This is a genomic window from Anthropogastromicrobium aceti, from assembly GCF_020687335.1.
Classification (GTDB): domain Bacteria; phylum Bacillota; class Clostridia; order Lachnospirales; family Lachnospiraceae; genus Anthropogastromicrobium; species Anthropogastromicrobium aceti.
This window is the reverse complement of sequence record NZ_JAJEQN010000011.1, coordinates 26,777-43,610: the sequence shown is the minus strand read 5'-3', so window position 1 is coordinate 43,610 and position 16,834 is coordinate 26,777. Positions and strand designations below refer to the sequence as shown.

Below are 16,834 nucleotides of genomic sequence, written 5' to 3'. Positions count from 1 at the left end.
TGGTAATTATTCAAACCAGAAATAACTAATGCCCATAACACCCTTCATAGAAAGCTTCAATGTAATGATTTCATCCACATATCCCCAGACTGCCATTTCCTCAGAAAGGTTTATGCAAACCTCCTGAATCATGCCCTGCGTGTTTAGCGCAAACATCTGTGAATCTTTATCATTTATGGTGATTTTTAACTTACTGCCTTCTATCGCATAAAGCTTCAAATGAAGCTCGCTGCCAAGGCTGTCATTATCACCCATTGTGTACTCCATCATCGCTTCCTGCGCCTTATTGCTGATGCAGACAACTTGAACACCCTCCCGTTTTGAGATTCTCACATTTCTGCACTCATCATAAAGCCAGGCTCCTGTAATATTGGCAAAATCACGACGAATACGAATATCACCCTCAAGGCAGACAATAGCCTGCGCTGGACGCTTAGTGCCATCACTTTCTATTATCTGTGCCTGTGTATCTGCATCCTCTCCTATCCAGATTCGATATCCGCCATCGGAAAGCATCATGCTTTCTGTAATCACATCATAAATCATCAGCTCTCTAAATGGAATTTTAATTGTCACTTCCTTAGCTTCATTTGCATGGAGCATAACAAATGCAAAACCGACAAGCTTTTTATCTGGTCGTGTAAGTGACGCTTCCTCCTTTGCCGCATAAATTTGGATAACCTTTGCACCATCACAATTTCCAGTATTTCGCACACGAAGCACAGCCTTAAGCTGCTCCTTTTCCTGCTCCACTGCGAAAATATCATATACAAACGAGGTATAGGACAATCCATATCCAAACGGATATTGTTTTTTGCCTCTATAATATTGATAAGTCTGGCGCGTGCGAATAATATCACATTCATTTTTTGCCGGAAGATCTTCAAATGATGAATACCATGTCATATTCAGTCTTCCTGACGGATTATATGAGCCAGACATAACATCTGCAATAGCTCTTCCCAGTTCCTGACAGCCAGACGGCGTAAAGAGAATGGCTTTTGCTTCCTGTAACGGCATCAGATCATGCGGATAGTTGCTTACAACAACGACGATCACCTGCTCATTCACCTTTTTCACAGCTTCAAACAATGCTATCTGAGCACTTGGAAGTCCATACTTCTCCCTGTCCTGTCCTATCTGACCATTGATCACTGGATTTGTTCCAAGTACAATAACTACTTTATCAGCCTCTGATGCTAAAGTCACTGCACGAGCCGTACCATCCCAAGTCTGCTCAATTCCAAATAATGCACGATTTTCGCCTGGCCAGCCAATGCCAACCTGCTCATCTGTTGCTGCACGAAGCATACCCTCGCTGTCCCAATACACATCACGTCCACGCCATGTTGTCAGGCGAAAACGTCCATCTGACAGCATCTCCACACAAAAGCATTCTTTTACATGACGCCCAAACGCTTCACTGCGGTTTGCAAATAACTTTCCATTCTCATCTACGCTTGTCAGATAGCATCCTGTCGATGCCGCCTGCAGATTCATTTTTCCCTGTCCCCAGTCAGTTATAACAAATTCCTCAGCCTCTGAGCGCGAACCCAGCGCCAGTCGTCCTTCTTGCGTCAGACAGACAAACCTCTCTCCACAACGAAGACAAAGACGCTTTTTTCCATCTGTGTAAGTCACACAATCTTCACCAAATGCATCTCTTATTCCTTCATACGGTGAAATACGATATGGCGGGATACCTCCATTCCAATCCTTAAACCATTCATTTGCCAATGGTCCTATCACTGCAATTTTTTCTTTTTCTTTTGGAGAAATAGGCAATATCTGTTCTTCATTTTTCAAAAGTACAATTGCCTCTCGTCCAGCCTGACGTGACAAAGCAGCATGATCACTGCCGCCTAAAAGTGATTCATCTGGATTTGCAAATGGATCGTCTTCTTTTTTATTAAACATACCAAGACGAATCCTTGTCGCAAAGCTGCGGCGCACCGCCTGATTAATGTCCTGCATTGAAAGAAGATTTCTGTCGTAAGCACCGCGCACCGCTGCTTCCACAAACTCAGGCTCATCAGCAAAACAATCCACGCCTGCCTTTATTGCAAGCGCTGCTGTCTTTTCCCTGTCAGAAAAACGCTCATCCTGACACAGTTCTTCTAGCGAACATTCATTTCCAACGATATGACCGCTAAAACGCCACTCTTTACGAAGTACCTCCTGTAAATGATCGCCAAAAAGTGCTGGTGTGCCATTGATTGCATTACTTGCTGTCATAACGCCTTCCGCACCGCCTTCTATGATGCACCTGCGATACGGCTCCAAATAATATTCATAAAAGCTGCGCGGATCAATTGATACACGAAGTGGCCGATCTTCTGAATTATAACCGGTAAAATATTTAAGCGTAGCTGCTGTTTTTATATAGTTAGGATTATCACCACGCATCCCCTTTATATAAGCAGATGCCATTTGACCACCCAAATGGGGATCTTCGCCAAATCCTTCTTCTGTCCTTCCGAAACGGGGATCACGCTCTGGCTCCGCCATCGGTGCCCAACGACATAGACCGCCATGTTCACCCTCTCGATAATAGAGGATTCGTGCCTCATCTCCAACGGCTGCCCCCATTTTTTCCATAAGCTTAGTATCCCAAGTCTGACTCATACCAAACGGCTGTGGAAATGTCGTTGTAGGCTTCGGTGCTCCCCAGTTTACGCTTCGATCATGCTTTGCTTCCACACCATGAGCAGCTTCTTCACCCAGATAAGTACTTCGGATTCCAAGACGCGCCACTTCTGGTGTAAGCGTCGATAACATCCTGCATTTTTCATCCAGATTCAGTGCCTCAAGCAGCCAGTCTAACCGTTCATTGATGTCAAGCGAGGCATCCCACAATGGTGTATTCTGGTTTTCCATAATTCTTCAGATCCTTTCACCTCAATAAATGAGAAAGATGCCGCAGGGAACTCTGCAGCATCTTCTTACTTCTTTTCAAGCTCCTTTATCGCAGCTACAACCTCAGCTGCATTCTTCTTTGAAATTCCTTTAGCCAAGCATGCATACTGCACCAGTTCTTCGAGAGATCCGTCAAACCAGAAATTCATGAATTGTTTTACCTGTGCTTCCAAAAACTTCTTATCATTGATTGCTGAAGAATAGTAGAACACACGTCCTTCTCTTCTTCCATTTACATAACCTTTTTCAATCAAATGTGCAATAAATGTACATACCGTTGAACGTTTCCAGTCCTTCTGGTATTTCTTTTCAAGTTCATCCATGATGCCAACCAGACCAATTTCATTATCAGCTTCCTGAATACATCGATAAACTAGCATTTCACAATCCGTAATATCCGAAAACAGCATAACTTCTCCCTCTCTTTCTCCTAATTTATTGCTTAATGCAGGCTAAACTTCATAAGAAGCACAAAAACAAGAGCAAAACCAGCTAAAAACAAAATCGCCTTAATTTTTCCAACTTCACCGCCTACGTAGAACAAAATACCAAATACGATAATCGCCACCACACATGCAAGCAGCAGGTACGCACCTGCAAATGTAACAATAATAGGTGAAATTACTGCACTAAGACCTATCATAAGCAATAATCCAAGATTTCCAGTAGCGAGTGTCAAATGCATTGATACTGGTTTTTGTGTGTTCATCCAGTACTTTCTTGCTACACGCACATACTCTGGAAGTACAAGGCCTACGCCGATCACAGCAACACCAAGCACACCCTGCTCTATGTTCAGCGCATGGGTAAGCGCTGCCGTATTATTCATAAAAAGAACACCGCCAAGACCTGCCAGTGCAAGTCCCACAAGTGTAAACACAATTGCCGGAACAAAATCCGTATCAGGACGGCGCTGAAGCTTACGGTTTTTTCCCATAAAATAAGGAAGCATCCACACAGTAAACGCTACTGCAAGAACACAAAGAAAAAGACCCATTCCCCTAGAGATCGTGCTTGCTGGATGACCTTTACTCCAGGTGTAGTTAGTACAAACAATCAGAAGCACAACGCAAACAAGAAGAAGCACAAGATCGCGAAGTGCATTGCCTGCGAGACGGTACGTTCCAGTGATTCCAAGCATTCCATAGATCAAAAGAAGCTGCAGTACACCAGCTGTCAGCGCTGCTGTAAATACCATGTTCCCAAGACCTAATACACCACCTGAGATTGCTATGCTTAAAAATGGCATCAAGCTAAGTGCAAACCAGGAAAAAATTCGCTCCTGCGCATCGGATGTCGGTCCTTTTCTCATAATAGAAATTCCGCCTCCATTGACTAGCTTTGTACTAAATAACAGTAGAACATATCCTAATACCAATAATAAAATATTCGTTATCCCCATAGAAATAACCACGCCTTTCTGTACACATATATACTTATTCTACCTTTATCTACTATTGATTGTCAAGTAAAAAAGATAGCTGTCCGAAGAATTTTCGGACAGCTATGCATTCTTTTATATTTTATTAAGTATTCAGAAGCACATTCACAATCACTTTTGTTTTTAGATTTCAAACAGAAGATCGCCATATGTTGGCATCGGCCATACCTTGCGCTCTACTAATACCTCAAGCTTATCAACTGGTGCACGTAGCTCATCCATTGCTTCCTTTACAACATCCTTATAATAGAATGCCTGCTCTTTTCCTTCCATAGCAACAGCCTTTGCGTGAACATCACTTAACTTCTTTAATGCCTTATATGTTTCACCAAGAAGCTCGGCAATCTCATGAAGCATACCCTCCTGAGTGGAGATGTTTGCTGCTGCGTATGCAGACTTAATAGTATTTACAGATGCAGCCAGATTGTTCTCATACTTGATAACAGCCGGAATGATCTTCTTTGTTACCATATCAATCATTGTACCTGCTTCAATATTTAAAGTCTTGCTGTATGTCTCATAGAAGACTTCTGCACGAGCCTCAAGCTCTCTCTTTGTTAAGATGTGGAACTTCTCATACATCTCTACTGTCGTTGGCTCTGTAACAGACTTGATGGAGTCAACCCATGTCTTTACATTTGGAAGACCACGTCTTTCGGCCTCTGCAACCCACTCGTCAGTATATCCGTTTCCGTTAAAGTAGATATCCTTGTTCTCACGGATAAACTCTGCAGTCACTTCGCGAACAGCAACATCTGTGTGCTTACCTTCTCTAAGCTTTGCCTCAATTGCATCTGCTGCATCAGAGAATGCTTCTGCCATCATTGCATTTAATACAATGTTTGGCTCTGCAACGTTGCAGGATGAAGCAACCATTCTAAACTCGAAACGGTTTCCGGTAAATGCAAATGGTGATGTACGGTTACGGTCGGTCGGATCCTTATCAACAGCCGGGCACTCCTTTACACCAAGATCAAGCATTCCAGCTGGAATAGATGAATCTGCATATCCCTTCTCGATAATCTGATCAACTACACCACCAATCTGATCACCTAAGAAGATAGAAATAATTGCTGGCGGTGCCTCATTTGCACCCAAACGATGATCATTTCCTGGGTTAGAAGCAGCGGTACGAAGAAGAAGTGCATGCTTTTTCACTGCCTTCATAACGCAGCCAACAACTAACTGGAAGCGAGTATCAGTCTCTGGCTTCTTGCTTGGCTTAAACAGATTAATACCATCATCTGTGGAAAGAGACCAGTTGTTGTGCTTACCAGAACCATTTACGCCTGCAAATGGCTTCTCATGAAGCAAACATACAAGACCGTGACGTGTTGCAACCTTCTTTAAGGTATCCATTAAAAGCAGGTTGCTGTCTGCTGCAACGTTTGTCACAGAGAAAATCGGAGCAACCTCATGCTGTCCTGGCGCAACCTCGTTATGCTGTGTCTTTGCAGTGATACCAAATCTCCACAGCTCTTCGTTTAGCTCCTTCATAAAGGAACCAACACGCTCCGGAATTACACCAAAATACTGATCATCGAGCTCCTGTCCCTTTGGAGCCGGTGCGCCAAACAGTGTACGACCTGTAAATACAAGGTCATCTCTCTGTAAATATTTATCTCTGTCTACAATGAAATACTCCTGCTCAGGTCCAACACCTGCAGTCACCTTTGTAGATGTAGTGTTTCCTAACAGACGAAGAAGTCTGACACCCTGCTCACTTACTGCGTCCATAGAACGAAGAAGCGGTGTCTTTGCATCAAGTGCTTCACCTGTGTATGAGCAGAATGCTGCCGGGATACAAAGAATGGTTCCAATTGCATCCTCCTTTACGTAAATCGGTGAAGTCATATCCCATGAAGTGTAAGATCTTGCGCGAGAGGTATCACGAATACCACCTGACGGGAAGGATGAACCATCTGGCTCGGACTCACACAATTCTTTTCCGGTAAAATCCATCATGACCTTACCATCTTCATCTGGAAGCGAAACGAAGGAGTCATGCTTCTCTGCAGTAAGCATTGTCAGTGGTTCAAATACATGTGTAAAATGTGTTGCACCTTTCTCAATTGCCCAGTCTCTTACTGCCTGTGCAACGATGTCTGCAGATCCCTTATCCAGCTTGCACGCCTTCACTTCATTATAAACCTTCTTCGGAAGACGAGCCTTCATCTCAGCATCTGTAAAAACATTGTTGTTAAATAACTCTGTAATTCTGCCGCTCATGTTTTCAACCCTCTCATTCTATACTGATATAACGCTCTGTCTGCTGCCTTTTCTTCTGTTAAGCTATTCTGCAGAGCCACCTGACTGAACTGATATATTATCGACCACTTTACTATGATAAAGTAAAAGAAAGAGCGCCCTTATCAACTAAGATAAGAACGCCCTTGTTCCAGTCAGGTCGTGATTGTCTGTTTCAATCACTGATGACAATAAAATACACCTTTTCATTCAGAAAAGCAAGTGTTTTTCCAGAATCGTTTCACTTTTGTGAAATGTTCCTCTTTTTCACGCTAAACCTGAACGATAATTGTCTTATTTGTTTCAAGCCTTACCTACAGAACCGAACAGCTCCATCTTTTCCTTAACGGTAGCCTTGATTGCCTCAGCACCTGGTGCTAACAGCTTTCTTGGGTCAAAGCCCTTACCCTTCTGATCCTTGCCAGCCTCGATATACTCACGAGTAGCTGCTGCGAAGGACAACTGGCACTCTGTGTTTACATTGATCTTGGAAACGCCCAGAGAGATTGCCTTCTTAATCATGTCAGCCGGGATACCTGTACCACCGTGAAGAACAAGCGGCATATCGCCAACCTTCTCGCTTACTGCTGCCAGTGTCTCAAAGCTTAATCCCTTCCAGTTAGCCGGATATACACCGTGAATGTTTCCGATACCTGCTGCCAGCATGGTTACACCAAGATCAGCAATTTTCTTGCACTCTTCTGGATCTGCACACTCGCCCATACCTACAACGCCATCTTCCTCGCCGCCGATAGAACCAACTTCTGCCTCAAGAGACATTCCCATGCCCTTGCATACAGCAACAAGCTCCTTGGTCTTCTCGATATTCTCTTCGATCGGCAGATGAGAACCATCAAACATGATGGAGGAGAAACCAGCCTTGATGCACTTATAGCATCCTTCATAGGTTCCATGATCCAGATGCAGAGCAACCGGAACAGTGATGTTCATTTCCTCAATCATAGCCTTTACCATAGCTGCTACTGTACCGAAACCGGTCATATACTTACCAGCACCCTCGGAAACACCAAGGATAACCGGGCTCTGCAGTTCCTGTGCGGTTGCAAGGATTGCCTTGGTCCACTCCAGGTTATTGATATTGAACTGGCCTACTGCATACTTGCCGGCCTTTGCTTTCTTAAGCATCTCTTCAGCTGTTACTAACATTGAAGTACCTCCTTTAATTGCTTGTGTGATTATTTTTTCACAATCTTCTGTAAGTATAGCATCTTCGCCGATAGATTTCAACTGGATAGTTACAAAAATTTAATGATTTCCTGTTTGCAGCACTTATTGACTTTTATACATAGGCACGGTATCATTTTAATTAAAAATAATATTCGCAGAAAGGCAATGATATGAAATTCAGCATGAAAAAGGATTCTCCTTTTCGCAACAACATTTTTCCGTGGCTTATCTACGGCTTTGGCACAGGCTTCTATATCATCCTATTACTTGTAAAGATGATTAAGCGTCCAGAACTGCTTTCCCCATGGATCACCATTTTACTTGCGGCTGCCGGCATAGCGCTTGGTGCAGTCTACATGATGTATTTAAAAAAGAAAGTGACAAACCGCCGTCCATACCTTTCTTTAAAACAGGGTATGATCATCGTGTGGGTCGTAGGTCTTTTATGTATTCTTTTGACTCAGATTTCCCACTGGACCTATTGGCTCTGTATTTTCCTGTCAGGAATGAGTGTCGGTTACTTCTTTATTTATATTCCTAAATTCATTGAGATCAAAAATTACCTGACGGATTTGATGAAAGACTATGAAACAGAAAAGTAATGCTTCAGTAAATTTTTCAAATCGGTATAAGTCATAAGCACCGTTTTTATAATTTACTGGAACAGTACTGGCTCTGGCCTATATTCGATTTTAATGACCGCGTATGGATAACTGATATTCGCAGGTTCTTCTCCTTCCGGACCAAGCAATACACTTGTTACAACAATATTCTCTTTTGTCAGATATACGTCTGGAAACTGAATACTGTATCCGCCGGTCAGCTGTTTTCCATAACCAACCACTATGTAGAGTTCATCCTGATCAGCATAGGTCAGTTTGAACTCTCCTGTTTTTTTCTGATCAATGATTGTCTTTAATTCTTCTGGAATCTCATCATCATCCACTACTGTAAAATCAATCTCCTGCAGACGTTCTTCCTTTTTTGATGTACAGCCAAAAGACAGGCAAAAAAGAGCACACAGGCAGATACTAATGACTCGGCAAATCAAGTGATACATATTTCGATACTGATTTCGATATTGATTTCTTTTGTTGTTCATTCTTAAATTAGCAGCAGACATAAAAAGCCTCCATAAATATGATATCTATCTCATATTTATGGAGGTTTTTCTTAAATATGCCAATCAAAGCATTATTCATTCTTAATTGCTCGGAATCTCTTCGCCCTGCTTTACATAACTGCCTGGATTTCTCTTATATGTAACAGTCTGTCCTTTTTCTGGATACATCATGCCTAGCTCGTTGACTGCGTAATCGTAAATACGCTCATAATCAACTGACCCTTCAATTTCACTGCTTTTAGCGTTATTGTCCTCAACAAGGGAAGCATATGTTTTTTGCAATGACGCAAGCTTTGTATTGCTTTGGTTTAACTTTGCCTGCTGACCTACGTAAAAAATACATGCAAATAAAAGCACAGCACACAAAACACCGACTACTGATGCCTCAGCAAAGGTCAGTGCATTTGCTCTTCTTCTGCGCTCTTCAAATTCCTTCTGTACTGCACGTTTGTGAATCTGTTTTTCCCAGCGTTTCTGACGCTCCTGCTGACGCTCAAGCTGTTCCTGCTGGTAGCGATCCAGATAAGGAACTGCCTTGCGCACGGTATTATCGCCGGACACTGCTGTATTAAATTGTCTTTTAAAACTTGGCCAGATTATATTGTCTTTTGGCTCCATGGCGTCCTCATCTCTTCCTGTATATTTCTCGTTCTCACAGTCGTTTCACCGCCATTTCAAGCCGCAGCCCCACGCCATGATCACAAAATTAGTCCATCTTATACGATAAACTATTGTACTCCATAAACGTGAGCTTGTCAATGAAAAGATTACGAAATCCATTCGCCTTCGGGCTTTGCTGTAAAATTAAGCACTAACCTTCCCGATAAACTCTCTTACGCGGGCATTTTCAGATGAAAACAGTTCATCTGGCGTTCCTTCTTCCACGATCACTCCCTGTTCCATAAAGACGATGTGATCGGAAACTTCTTTTGCAAACTGCATCTCATGTGTGACAATAATCATTGTCATATGATTTTGAGCTAACTGGCGGATGACCTTTAACACCTCTGCTGTCAGCTCTGGGTCTAGCGCAGAAGTTGGTTCATCAAAGAAAAGAATCTTTGGCTGCAATGCAAGTGCTCGTGCTATTGAAACTCGCTGCTGCTGACCGCCGGAAAGCTGGCATGGATAGGCATTTTCTTTATCAGAAAGCCCTAGCTGCGCAAGAAGCTTTTTGGCCCGCTCTTTTGCTTCATTTTTACTCACATGATTCACACATACAGGCGCATCGATGATGTTTTTCATAACAGAGTAATGCGGAAAAAGATTAAAGCTTTGGAAAACAAGACCGAAATAAGATCGAATCTGCTTAAGCTTATCCTTTGGCGCATAGACGCAGCGCTTTTGCCCTTTTTTATCATCCTGCTCCCACGCTGCCTTTTCGCCAAGATAAATCAGCTCTCCTGCATCCATCTTTTCAAGAAGCGTTGCACAGCGAAGCAATGTAGACTTTCCAGAACCGGACGGTCCTATAATGGAAACCACCTGACCTTCTCTCACTTTCAGAGAAATATCTTTTAAAACACCACTTTTGTCAAAGCTCTTTTTTACATGCTTCATCTCCAGAAGGACTGTGCCTTCCGCTTTATTATTTTGAACTGCCATATTTTTACCTACCTATAATACGAAAGCCGTTTTTCGATATACTCCATCACTGTTGCCACAATCAGGTTAAATACATAATAGAAAATACCTGCTGCCAAAAGCGGCATTACGCTTGTCTGTGCTGCACCAATTTGCTTGGCGACAGTGAACATCTCTGCAATTGAAATCGTAAATGCAAGCGATGTATCCTTAACAAGTGTAATAGTCTCATTTGTGATGGATGGAAGCACTAGTTTAATTACCTGCGGCAGAATAATGCGAATGAAAGTCTGCGCTTTGTTGTAACCAAGCACCTGTGCTGCCTCGTACTGTCCATTTGGCATGGATTCTATACCAGAACGATAAATTTCTGCAAAATATGCTGCATAATTGATAACAAATGCGATTATAACTGCCGGAAAACGGTAGCTAGGTCCCATCTTCATACGAAACATATAATATGGTGCAAAATATACTACGATAATCTGCAGCATCAACGGTGTTCCTCTCATAACAGAGATGTAAAGCTTTGCAATCAGCTTTATTATTTTGCATCTGGACATGCGCCCAAATGCCACCAACATGCCAAGCGGCAGAGAAAATAAAAGCGTAAGCACAAATATTTGGACAGTCACAAGAAAGCCTTCCGCAAGCTGTGCTGTCATTGCCATTATATCCATAGTCGTTGCCTTTCCAGCTTATGTATTATTTTCCGAGGCAAACACTGTCTGTAAGTCCCCACTTTTCTGCAATCTCTGCAAAGGTTCCATCCTTTACCATCTCATCAAGTGTATCCTGAACTTTATCGCGAAGCTCTTCATTTCCTTTTTTGAAGCCAACTGCATACTGCTCAGATGCTAACTTGTTGTCATCACCTGAAAGCATTACATAAGCGCCCTCTTCTCTTTTATCAATCTGATACTGTGCAACACCGATATCAATAGCAACAGCCTCAACTGCTCCCTGCTCAAGATCCATAAATGCTGTATTATAATCAGCATACTCAATAAGCTGTGAGAATGAATCTTTCAGCGCAATATTGTCCTTATTTTCTTCGTCATTAAGTGCTGCCAGTGCGGAAGAATCCTTCTGAACGGCCACTACCTTTCCTGCTAAATCTGATTTATTTTCAATTCCTGAATCTGCTGCAACAACAAATACCTGACTGTTATCAATATATGGATCAGACCATGTGTAATCATCCTCACGGCTATTCATTGTGAATCCATTCCAGATACAATCAATTGCACCAGTGGACAGCTCCATATCCTTAGAATCCCAGTCAATTGGCTGCTTTACTAACTCCCAGCCCTGTCTGTCACAAACCTCTTCCGCTAAATCAAGATCAAAACCAACATACTCTCCGCTCTCATCGCGATATCCATACGGCGGAAACTCTGCATCAAATCCTACTGTAAAGGTCTTCTGATCAGAGGTGGATTCGCTCTCTGCCTCATCTGATTTTGCCTTTTCTGTATCTGCTTCATCTGCCTTAGAAGATACTTCCTTAGTCTTTTCTTCTGTAGATACAGCCTCAGTATCCTTCTCTGTCTCTTTTTCTGTTGCTTTTTCTGTTTCTTTTTGAGTTTCCTTTGATACCTCAGCAGTTGCCTTTGTCGTCTCCTTTGACTCACTCTTTGAACTAGAACATCCTGTTACTGTCATTGCTGCCATTCCTACAGCAAGTGCTGCTGCCACGATTTTTCTCATAATAATAATCTCCTTTTCTTGGCCGCAGAACGCTGCAGCTGCTTTATTATGCTAACGTATTAGCACTGTGTTATAGTAGCATATAGAATTCATTTTGTCAATCACCTAAAAGCCACCCGGGACAGTAAAAGAGCCAGCGTACCTGTCCCGAAAAAAAACCCCGGCAGTCAAACACTGCCGGGGTTTTAATTTAAGATATTCTCTCTTTAATTACCTTTAGTCTCGTGAACTCCTCACGCTCCTTCTCTTCAAGCGCATTTGTAATGTTCTTTACAATTGCTTCGTAGGTCGGAATCGTGATATTCTTTAACGCATTTGCACGCTTCTGCGTCTTTTTAATGTTTGTTGCCAGACGGATCGCTGACGTCTCTATCGTGGAAAGCTTAATGGTTAGCTCTTTAACACGATTGAATGCCTTTTGCGCCTCATCCAGGCTGACTCTGGTGCTGTAGAACGCATAATTCGGCGTTCCTTCGCTAGCCTCTTTATCATACTCCACAAGCGGAATTTCAGTACCCATGATGCTTCGCGTCTTGATCTTTACAGTATTTTCCACTGGAACTGTCTTCGCGATGTCCTGCACCATATGAATACCCATCTCGATATTGGCCTGCTGCAGCGCTTCATATGCTGCACGGAAAGTCGTATCAATTTCAGTCTGAATGGTGGACGCCTGATCCACAAGATCCATCATTTCTCGCACCAGGATGTTTCTCTTTTTGTCCATCAGGTCATAACCCTGTCTGGCAAGCGCTAACGAGTTCTTGGCTGCGATCAGATTTCCCTTTGTAGGGAACATATTAATATTCATAGCGCCTTCCTCTCTACAGCTTATGCCTGCTTTTTGTCACTGTCTGTATCTGCATCCTTTTTATCGTAATAAACATCGAGAATCTTAGTGTCAATACGGTCGAGTTCTTCTCTCGGCAGCATACGAAGCAGATCCCAGCCAATTTCAAGCGTATCAATGATGCTTCTGTTTTCCTGATCACCCTGTCCTACAAAATGACCCTCAAATGCCTTACCAAATTCCAGATACTTCTTGTCAAGATCAGAAAGCTCATCCTCACCGATAACACTTGCTAAATTTCTGGCATCTCCTACCTTTGCATAACAGGAGAACAGCTGGTTTGCAACAGACTGGTGATCTGCTCTTGTATAGCCCTCACCGATACCATCCTTCATCAAACGTGACAGAGACGGCAATACGCTGATCGGCGGGTAAATATTGTTTCCAAAAAGGCTTCTGTCAAGAACAATCTGACCCTCTGTGATATAACCTGTCAAGTCTGGGATTGGGTGGGTAATATCATCGTTTGGCATAGTCAGAATCGGAATCTGTGTAACTGAACCATTGATTCCGCGCACAATACCAGCACGCTCATAGATAGTAGCAAGCTCAGAATACAGATAACCCGGATAACCTTTACGAGAAGGAATCTCGCCCTTTGAAGAGGAAACCTCACGAAGAGCCTCTGCAAAGGAAGTCATATCTGTTAAAATAACAAGGATATGCATATGCTGCTCAAAAGCCAGATACTCTGCTGCTGTCAGCGCCATACGAGGTGTGATCAGACGCTCTACAACAGGATCATTTGCTAAGTTTACAAACATAGTAACATGTTCACTTACGCCGCTCTCCTCAAATGTTTTGCGGAAGAACTCAGCAACATCATACTTAACACCCATAGCAGCAAATACGATAGCAAACTTTTCATCAGAATTATCACCAAGTGATGCCTGCTTTACAATCTGTGCTGCCAGCTTATCATGCGGCATACCATTTCCAGAGAAGATCGGCAGCTTCTGTCCACGAATCAGCGTGGTCAGTCCATCGATTGCAGAGATACCTGTACGAATATAGTTACGCGGATACTCTCTCGTTACTGGGTTTAACGGCAGTCCGTTTACATCACGCTTAATTTCGGCGTTGACAGGACCCAGTCCATCAATTGGACGGCCGATACCATCAAAAGTACGTCCCAAAATATCTGGTGAAAGCGCTAACTCCATTGGATGACCGGTCAGGCGGGTATGAGTGTTAGTCAAAGACATGTTCTCAGAACCCTCAAATACCTGAATCATCGCCTTATCCTCATAGCAGGCAACGATACGGCCAAGCTTTTTTTGCTTTCCATCTACTACAATTTCAACAACTTCATCATATGCGGCATCCTTCATGCCCTCAATGGCAATCAGAGAACCGTTGATCTGACTTAAACCTAAATATTCAATAGCCATAACGGCTCCTCCTTACGCATTTTTCTCGATGACTTCATCGTAGAATGTATCAATATCTTTCATATACTGATCAAACATATCAAGACGATCATTCGGCACATCATACTTGATATTGATGACACGGTCAAAGATGTTGCTCTGCTTTAAGACGCTCATCGGATGACCCATCGTTACTAGTGATCTAGCACGGTCGTATAAGTAGAGAATGACACGCATCTGCGCTGCCTGCTTTTCAATCGGCACGCATGTATCATCCTTGTGGAATGCATTCTGCTGCAGATATCCCAGACGAACAACTCTTGCGATCTCCAGCGTCAGCTTCTGATCATCAGGAAGTACATCAGAACCGATCAGCTTTACGATTTCCATCAATGCACTTTCCTGATTTAAGATTGCCATCAGGCGATTTCTGTTTGCAATGAAATCCTTTCCAGCCTTTGCATTATACCATGGTGCCAGATCCTGTACATACTCACTGTATGAGGTCAGCCAATGGATAGCCGGGAAATGTCTTGCATAAGCAAGAGATTTGTCCAGTCCCCAGAAGCAGCGCACAAAACGCTTTGTGTTCTGTGTAACAGGCTCTGAGAAATCGCTTCCCTGCGGGGAAACAGCGCCGATAATAGTAACACTTCCGACACTTCCATTTAAATTGTGCATCATGCCGGCACGCTCATAGAATGCAGATAGCTTTGATGCTAAGTAAGCTGGGAAACCTTCCTCGGCCGGCATCTCCTCCAAACGTCCTGACAACTCTCTAAGAGCCTCTGCCCAACGTGATGTAGAGTCTGCCATGATGGCTACATGGTAACCCATATCTCTGTAATACTCAGCCAGTGTCAGTCCAGTGTAGATACTTGCCTCACGCGCTGCAACCGGCATGTTGGATGTATTTGCAATCAAAACAGTTCGATCCATAAGTGGATTGCCGCTCTTTGGGTCAATAAGCTCTGAAAACTCCTCCAGAACCTGAGTCATCTCGTTTCCACGCTCACCACATCCAATATAAACAATAATATCGGCATCAGACCACTTTGCAACCTGATGCTGAGTCATCGTCTTTCCTGTTCCAAATCCACCAGGAATAGCTGCGGTACCACCCTTTGCGATTGGGAACAATGTATCAAGAATACGCTGTCCTGTAATAAGCGGCTCTGATGCTGCATAGCGCTTATTAGTTGGTCTTGGCACACGAATTGGCCACTTCTGAGTCATAGACAGTTCTTTCTTTGTTCCATCATTCTGAATGATCGTTACAATAGTCTCATCAATGGTGTATTCACCATCATTTGCAACGCTCTCTACTGTACCCTCAGTGTCAGGCGGAAGCATACACTTGTGTACAATCATTGGTGTTTCTTGAACCTCAGCGATTACTGTTCCGCCAAATACATGCTGTCCTGGCTTTACTGTAATATGTGCCTGCCACTTTTTGTTGCGGTCAAGTGCGTCTACACTTAAACCTCTTGTGATATACATACCACCGGCCTTTGCGATCTCGCTCAGCGGTCTCTCTATACCATCAAAGATGTTATGAAGGATACCAGGTGCCAGTGTTACAGAAATTGCTGCACCTGTTGAATATACCTCATCGCCTGGCTTTAATCCTGTTGTCTCCTCGTAAACCTGAATGGTCGTTCTTGAACTGTCAAGACGAATGACCTCTCCTACCAGTTTCTGCGGTCCAACATAAACCATTTCACCCATACGAAAAGCAGTCTTTCCTTTAATATAGATAACTGGTCCGTTAATACCGTAGATGATTCCTTTTACATCAGCGGCCATCGTATTCACCTCCGTCAAACTGGAACTCATTTCTAACCTCAGCAATTCTTGAATCCATTGAATTGTCTATGAGTATGCTTCTTGCTGGAATGACAGCTCTCATGCCGCCGCCAAAGGAATACTCGCTCATCGTCAAGGTGCACTTTGTTTCCTCTTCAAGGTCATGCTTTTTAGATGCATCAGCTGGATCCAGATAAATAATAATGTCATCATTTTTTGCAAATGATTTTGCATCTATAATCTGTTTTTTGATCACCTGAACATACTCAGGTGTCTTTTTATAAGCTTCTACAAGAGCAGCAACCTCTTGAAACAGCTTATCTTTAAATTCGGTTTCCTTCTGGCTTAACGCACGTTTATTAACCAGATGCTCATGTGCCAGTTTCTGATTTCCCTGTCTCTTTACAGCTTCCACTTCAACCGCAAGATCTTTCTCTTCCTGAGAAAGAATCATAGCTTTTCGCTCCTCAAACTGCGCATCAAGCGCAGCCTGATATTCCTTAAGCGAGGCATCCATTTCCATTGTGGCATCCTGAACAGATATTTCCATAAAATGGTTTAATTTTTCTTCCAGTGTCAATTAAATCACCTTCCATTCT

At 43.0% G+C, this 16,834-nt stretch carries 15 protein-coding genes; 1 reads left to right on the top strand and 14 read right to left on the bottom strand.

Translation table 11 applies throughout. The features are described 5' to 3' along the window. Positions 1-6 precede the first annotated feature (6 nt). From LKD48_RS05995 to fba, 5 genes are all read right to left on the bottom strand, one after another. On the bottom strand, positions 7-2,877 hold the full coding sequence (locus LKD48_RS05995) for a glycoside hydrolase family 3 C-terminal domain-containing protein (RefSeq protein ID WP_308731511.1): 2,871 nt from the start codon (positions 2,875-2,877) through the stop codon (positions 7-9). 65 nt (positions 2,878-2,942) lie between these two features. Next, complete coding sequence (locus tag LKD48_RS05990; protein WP_118612588.1) at positions 2,943-3,326, bottom strand: BlaI/MecI/CopY family transcriptional regulator; 384 nt, start codon at positions 3,324-3,326, stop codon at positions 2,943-2,945. A gap of 32 nt (positions 3,327-3,358) precedes the next feature. After that, positions 3,359-4,318: a hypothetical protein gene (locus LKD48_RS05985; protein WP_308731510.1), complete on the bottom strand. Its 960-nt coding sequence runs from the start codon at positions 4,316-4,318 to the stop codon at positions 3,359-3,361. Between the two features lie 162 nt (positions 4,319-4,480). Beyond that, entirely contained in the window at positions 4,481-6,586 is a 2,106-nt protein-coding gene (locus LKD48_RS05980; RefSeq protein WP_227101940.1) for a glutamine synthetase III family protein, read from the bottom strand. Positions 6,587-6,907: 321 nt separating this feature from the next. Beyond that, the gene (gene fba, locus LKD48_RS05975; protein WP_066561515.1) at positions 6,908-7,771 is read right to left on the bottom strand and encodes a class II fructose-1,6-bisphosphate aldolase; all 864 of its coding nucleotides are present in this window, start codon (positions 7,769-7,771) and stop codon (positions 6,908-6,910) included. A 191-nt stretch (positions 7,772-7,962) separates the two neighbouring features. Here fba and LKD48_RS05970 point away from each other — a divergent pair, with 191 nt between their 5' ends. Continuing rightward, the gene (locus tag LKD48_RS05970) at positions 7,963-8,394 is read left to right on the top strand and encodes a hypothetical protein (RefSeq protein WP_262536237.1); all 432 of its coding nucleotides are present in this window, start codon (positions 7,963-7,965) and stop codon (positions 8,392-8,394) included. A 53-nt stretch (positions 8,395-8,447) separates the two neighbouring features. Here the strand turns inward: LKD48_RS05970 and LKD48_RS05965 are convergent, their stop codons facing one another. The 9 genes from LKD48_RS05965 to LKD48_RS05925 all read right to left on the bottom strand — a co-directional run bounded on the left by LKD48_RS05965 (position 8,448) and on the right by LKD48_RS05925 (position 16,815). Further along, entirely contained in the window at positions 8,448-8,915 is a 468-nt protein-coding gene (locus LKD48_RS05965; RefSeq protein ID WP_262536236.1) for a protease complex subunit PrcB family protein, read from the bottom strand. Between the two features lie 81 nt (positions 8,916-8,996). Then, positions 8,997-9,533: a septum formation initiator family protein gene (locus tag LKD48_RS05960; RefSeq protein ID WP_118612593.1), complete on the bottom strand. Its 537-nt coding sequence runs from the start codon at positions 9,531-9,533 to the stop codon at positions 8,997-8,999. Positions 9,534-9,719: 186 nt separating this feature from the next. Continuing rightward, on the bottom strand, positions 9,720-10,520 hold the full coding sequence (locus LKD48_RS05955; RefSeq protein WP_227101938.1) for an amino acid ABC transporter ATP-binding protein: 801 nt from the start codon (positions 10,518-10,520) through the stop codon (positions 9,720-9,722). 8 nt (positions 10,521-10,528) lie between these two features. Beyond that, positions 10,529-11,179, bottom strand: a complete 651-nt coding sequence (locus LKD48_RS05950; protein WP_308731509.1) for an amino acid ABC transporter permease — start codon at positions 11,177-11,179, stop codon at positions 10,529-10,531. A 25-nt stretch (positions 11,180-11,204) separates the two neighbouring features. Beyond that, positions 11,205-12,209, bottom strand: a complete 1,005-nt coding sequence (locus LKD48_RS05945; RefSeq protein ID WP_308731508.1) for an amino acid ABC transporter substrate-binding protein — start codon at positions 12,207-12,209, stop codon at positions 11,205-11,207. A 190-nt stretch (positions 12,210-12,399) separates the two neighbouring features. Continuing rightward, positions 12,400-13,020, bottom strand: coding sequence for a V-type ATP synthase subunit D (locus LKD48_RS05940; RefSeq protein ID WP_066557673.1), 621 nt, complete (start codon positions 13,018-13,020; stop codon positions 12,400-12,402). Between the two features lie 20 nt (positions 13,021-13,040). Beyond that, complete coding sequence (locus tag LKD48_RS05935; RefSeq protein ID WP_066557674.1) at positions 13,041-14,450, bottom strand: V-type ATP synthase subunit B; 1,410 nt, start codon at positions 14,448-14,450, stop codon at positions 13,041-13,043. Positions 14,451-14,462: 12 nt separating this feature from the next. Then, a complete protein-coding gene (locus tag LKD48_RS05930) occupies positions 14,463-16,235 on the bottom strand; it encodes a V-type ATP synthase subunit A (RefSeq protein ID WP_118612602.1) in 1,773 nt (590 codons plus the stop codon). After that, the gene (locus tag LKD48_RS05925; protein ID WP_118612603.1) at positions 16,225-16,815 is read right to left on the bottom strand and encodes a V-type ATP synthase subunit E; all 591 of its coding nucleotides are present in this window, start codon (positions 16,813-16,815) and stop codon (positions 16,225-16,227) included. Before LKD48_RS05925 ends, LKD48_RS05930 begins: the two co-directional genes overlap by 11 nt. Positions 16,816-16,834 lie beyond the last annotated feature (19 nt).

What these genes read in the sequence shown, in the direction of transcription:
- LKD48_RS05995 (WP_308731511.1), bottom strand. Translation starts at nt 2,877, where the DNA reads ATGGAAAACCAGAATACACCATTGTGGGATGCCTCGCTTGACATCAAT.
- LKD48_RS05990 (WP_118612588.1), bottom strand. Translation starts at nt 3,326, where the DNA reads ATGCTGTTTTCGGATATTACGGATTGTGAAATGCTAGTTTATCGATGT.
- LKD48_RS05985 (WP_308731510.1), bottom strand. Translation starts at nt 4,318, where the DNA reads ATGGGGATAACGAATATTTTATTATTGGTATTAGGATATGTTCTACTG.
- LKD48_RS05980 (WP_227101940.1), bottom strand. Translation starts at nt 6,586, where the DNA reads ATGAGCGGCAGAATTACAGAGTTATTTAACAACAATGTTTTTACAGAT.
- fba (WP_066561515.1), bottom strand. Translation starts at nt 7,771, where the DNA reads ATGTTAGTAACAGCTGAAGAGATGCTTAAGAAAGCAAAGGCCGGCAAG.
- LKD48_RS05970 (WP_262536237.1), top strand. Translation starts at nt 7,963, where the DNA reads ATGAAATTCAGCATGAAAAAGGATTCTCCTTTTCGCAACAACATTTTT.
- LKD48_RS05965 (WP_262536236.1), bottom strand. Translation starts at nt 8,915, where the DNA reads ATGTCTGCTGCTAATTTAAGAATGAACAACAAAAGAAATCAATATCGA.
- LKD48_RS05960 (WP_118612593.1), bottom strand. Translation starts at nt 9,533, where the DNA reads ATGGAGCCAAAAGACAATATAATCTGGCCAAGTTTTAAAAGACAATTT.
- LKD48_RS05955 (WP_227101938.1), bottom strand. Translation starts at nt 10,520, where the DNA reads ATGGCAGTTCAAAATAATAAAGCGGAAGGCACAGTCCTTCTGGAGATG.
- LKD48_RS05950 (WP_308731509.1), bottom strand. Translation starts at nt 11,179, where the DNA reads ATGGATATAATGGCAATGACAGCACAGCTTGCGGAAGGCTTTCTTGTG.
- LKD48_RS05945 (WP_308731508.1), bottom strand. Translation starts at nt 12,209, where the DNA reads ATGAGAAAAATCGTGGCAGCAGCACTTGCTGTAGGAATGGCAGCAATG.
- LKD48_RS05940 (WP_066557673.1), bottom strand. Translation starts at nt 13,020, where the DNA reads ATGAATATTAATATGTTCCCTACAAAGGGAAATCTGATCGCAGCCAAG.
- LKD48_RS05935 (WP_066557674.1), bottom strand. Translation starts at nt 14,450, where the DNA reads ATGGCTATTGAATATTTAGGTTTAAGTCAGATCAACGGTTCTCTGATT.
- LKD48_RS05930 (WP_118612602.1), bottom strand. Translation starts at nt 16,235, where the DNA reads ATGGCCGCTGATGTAAAAGGAATCATCTACGGTATTAACGGACCAGTT.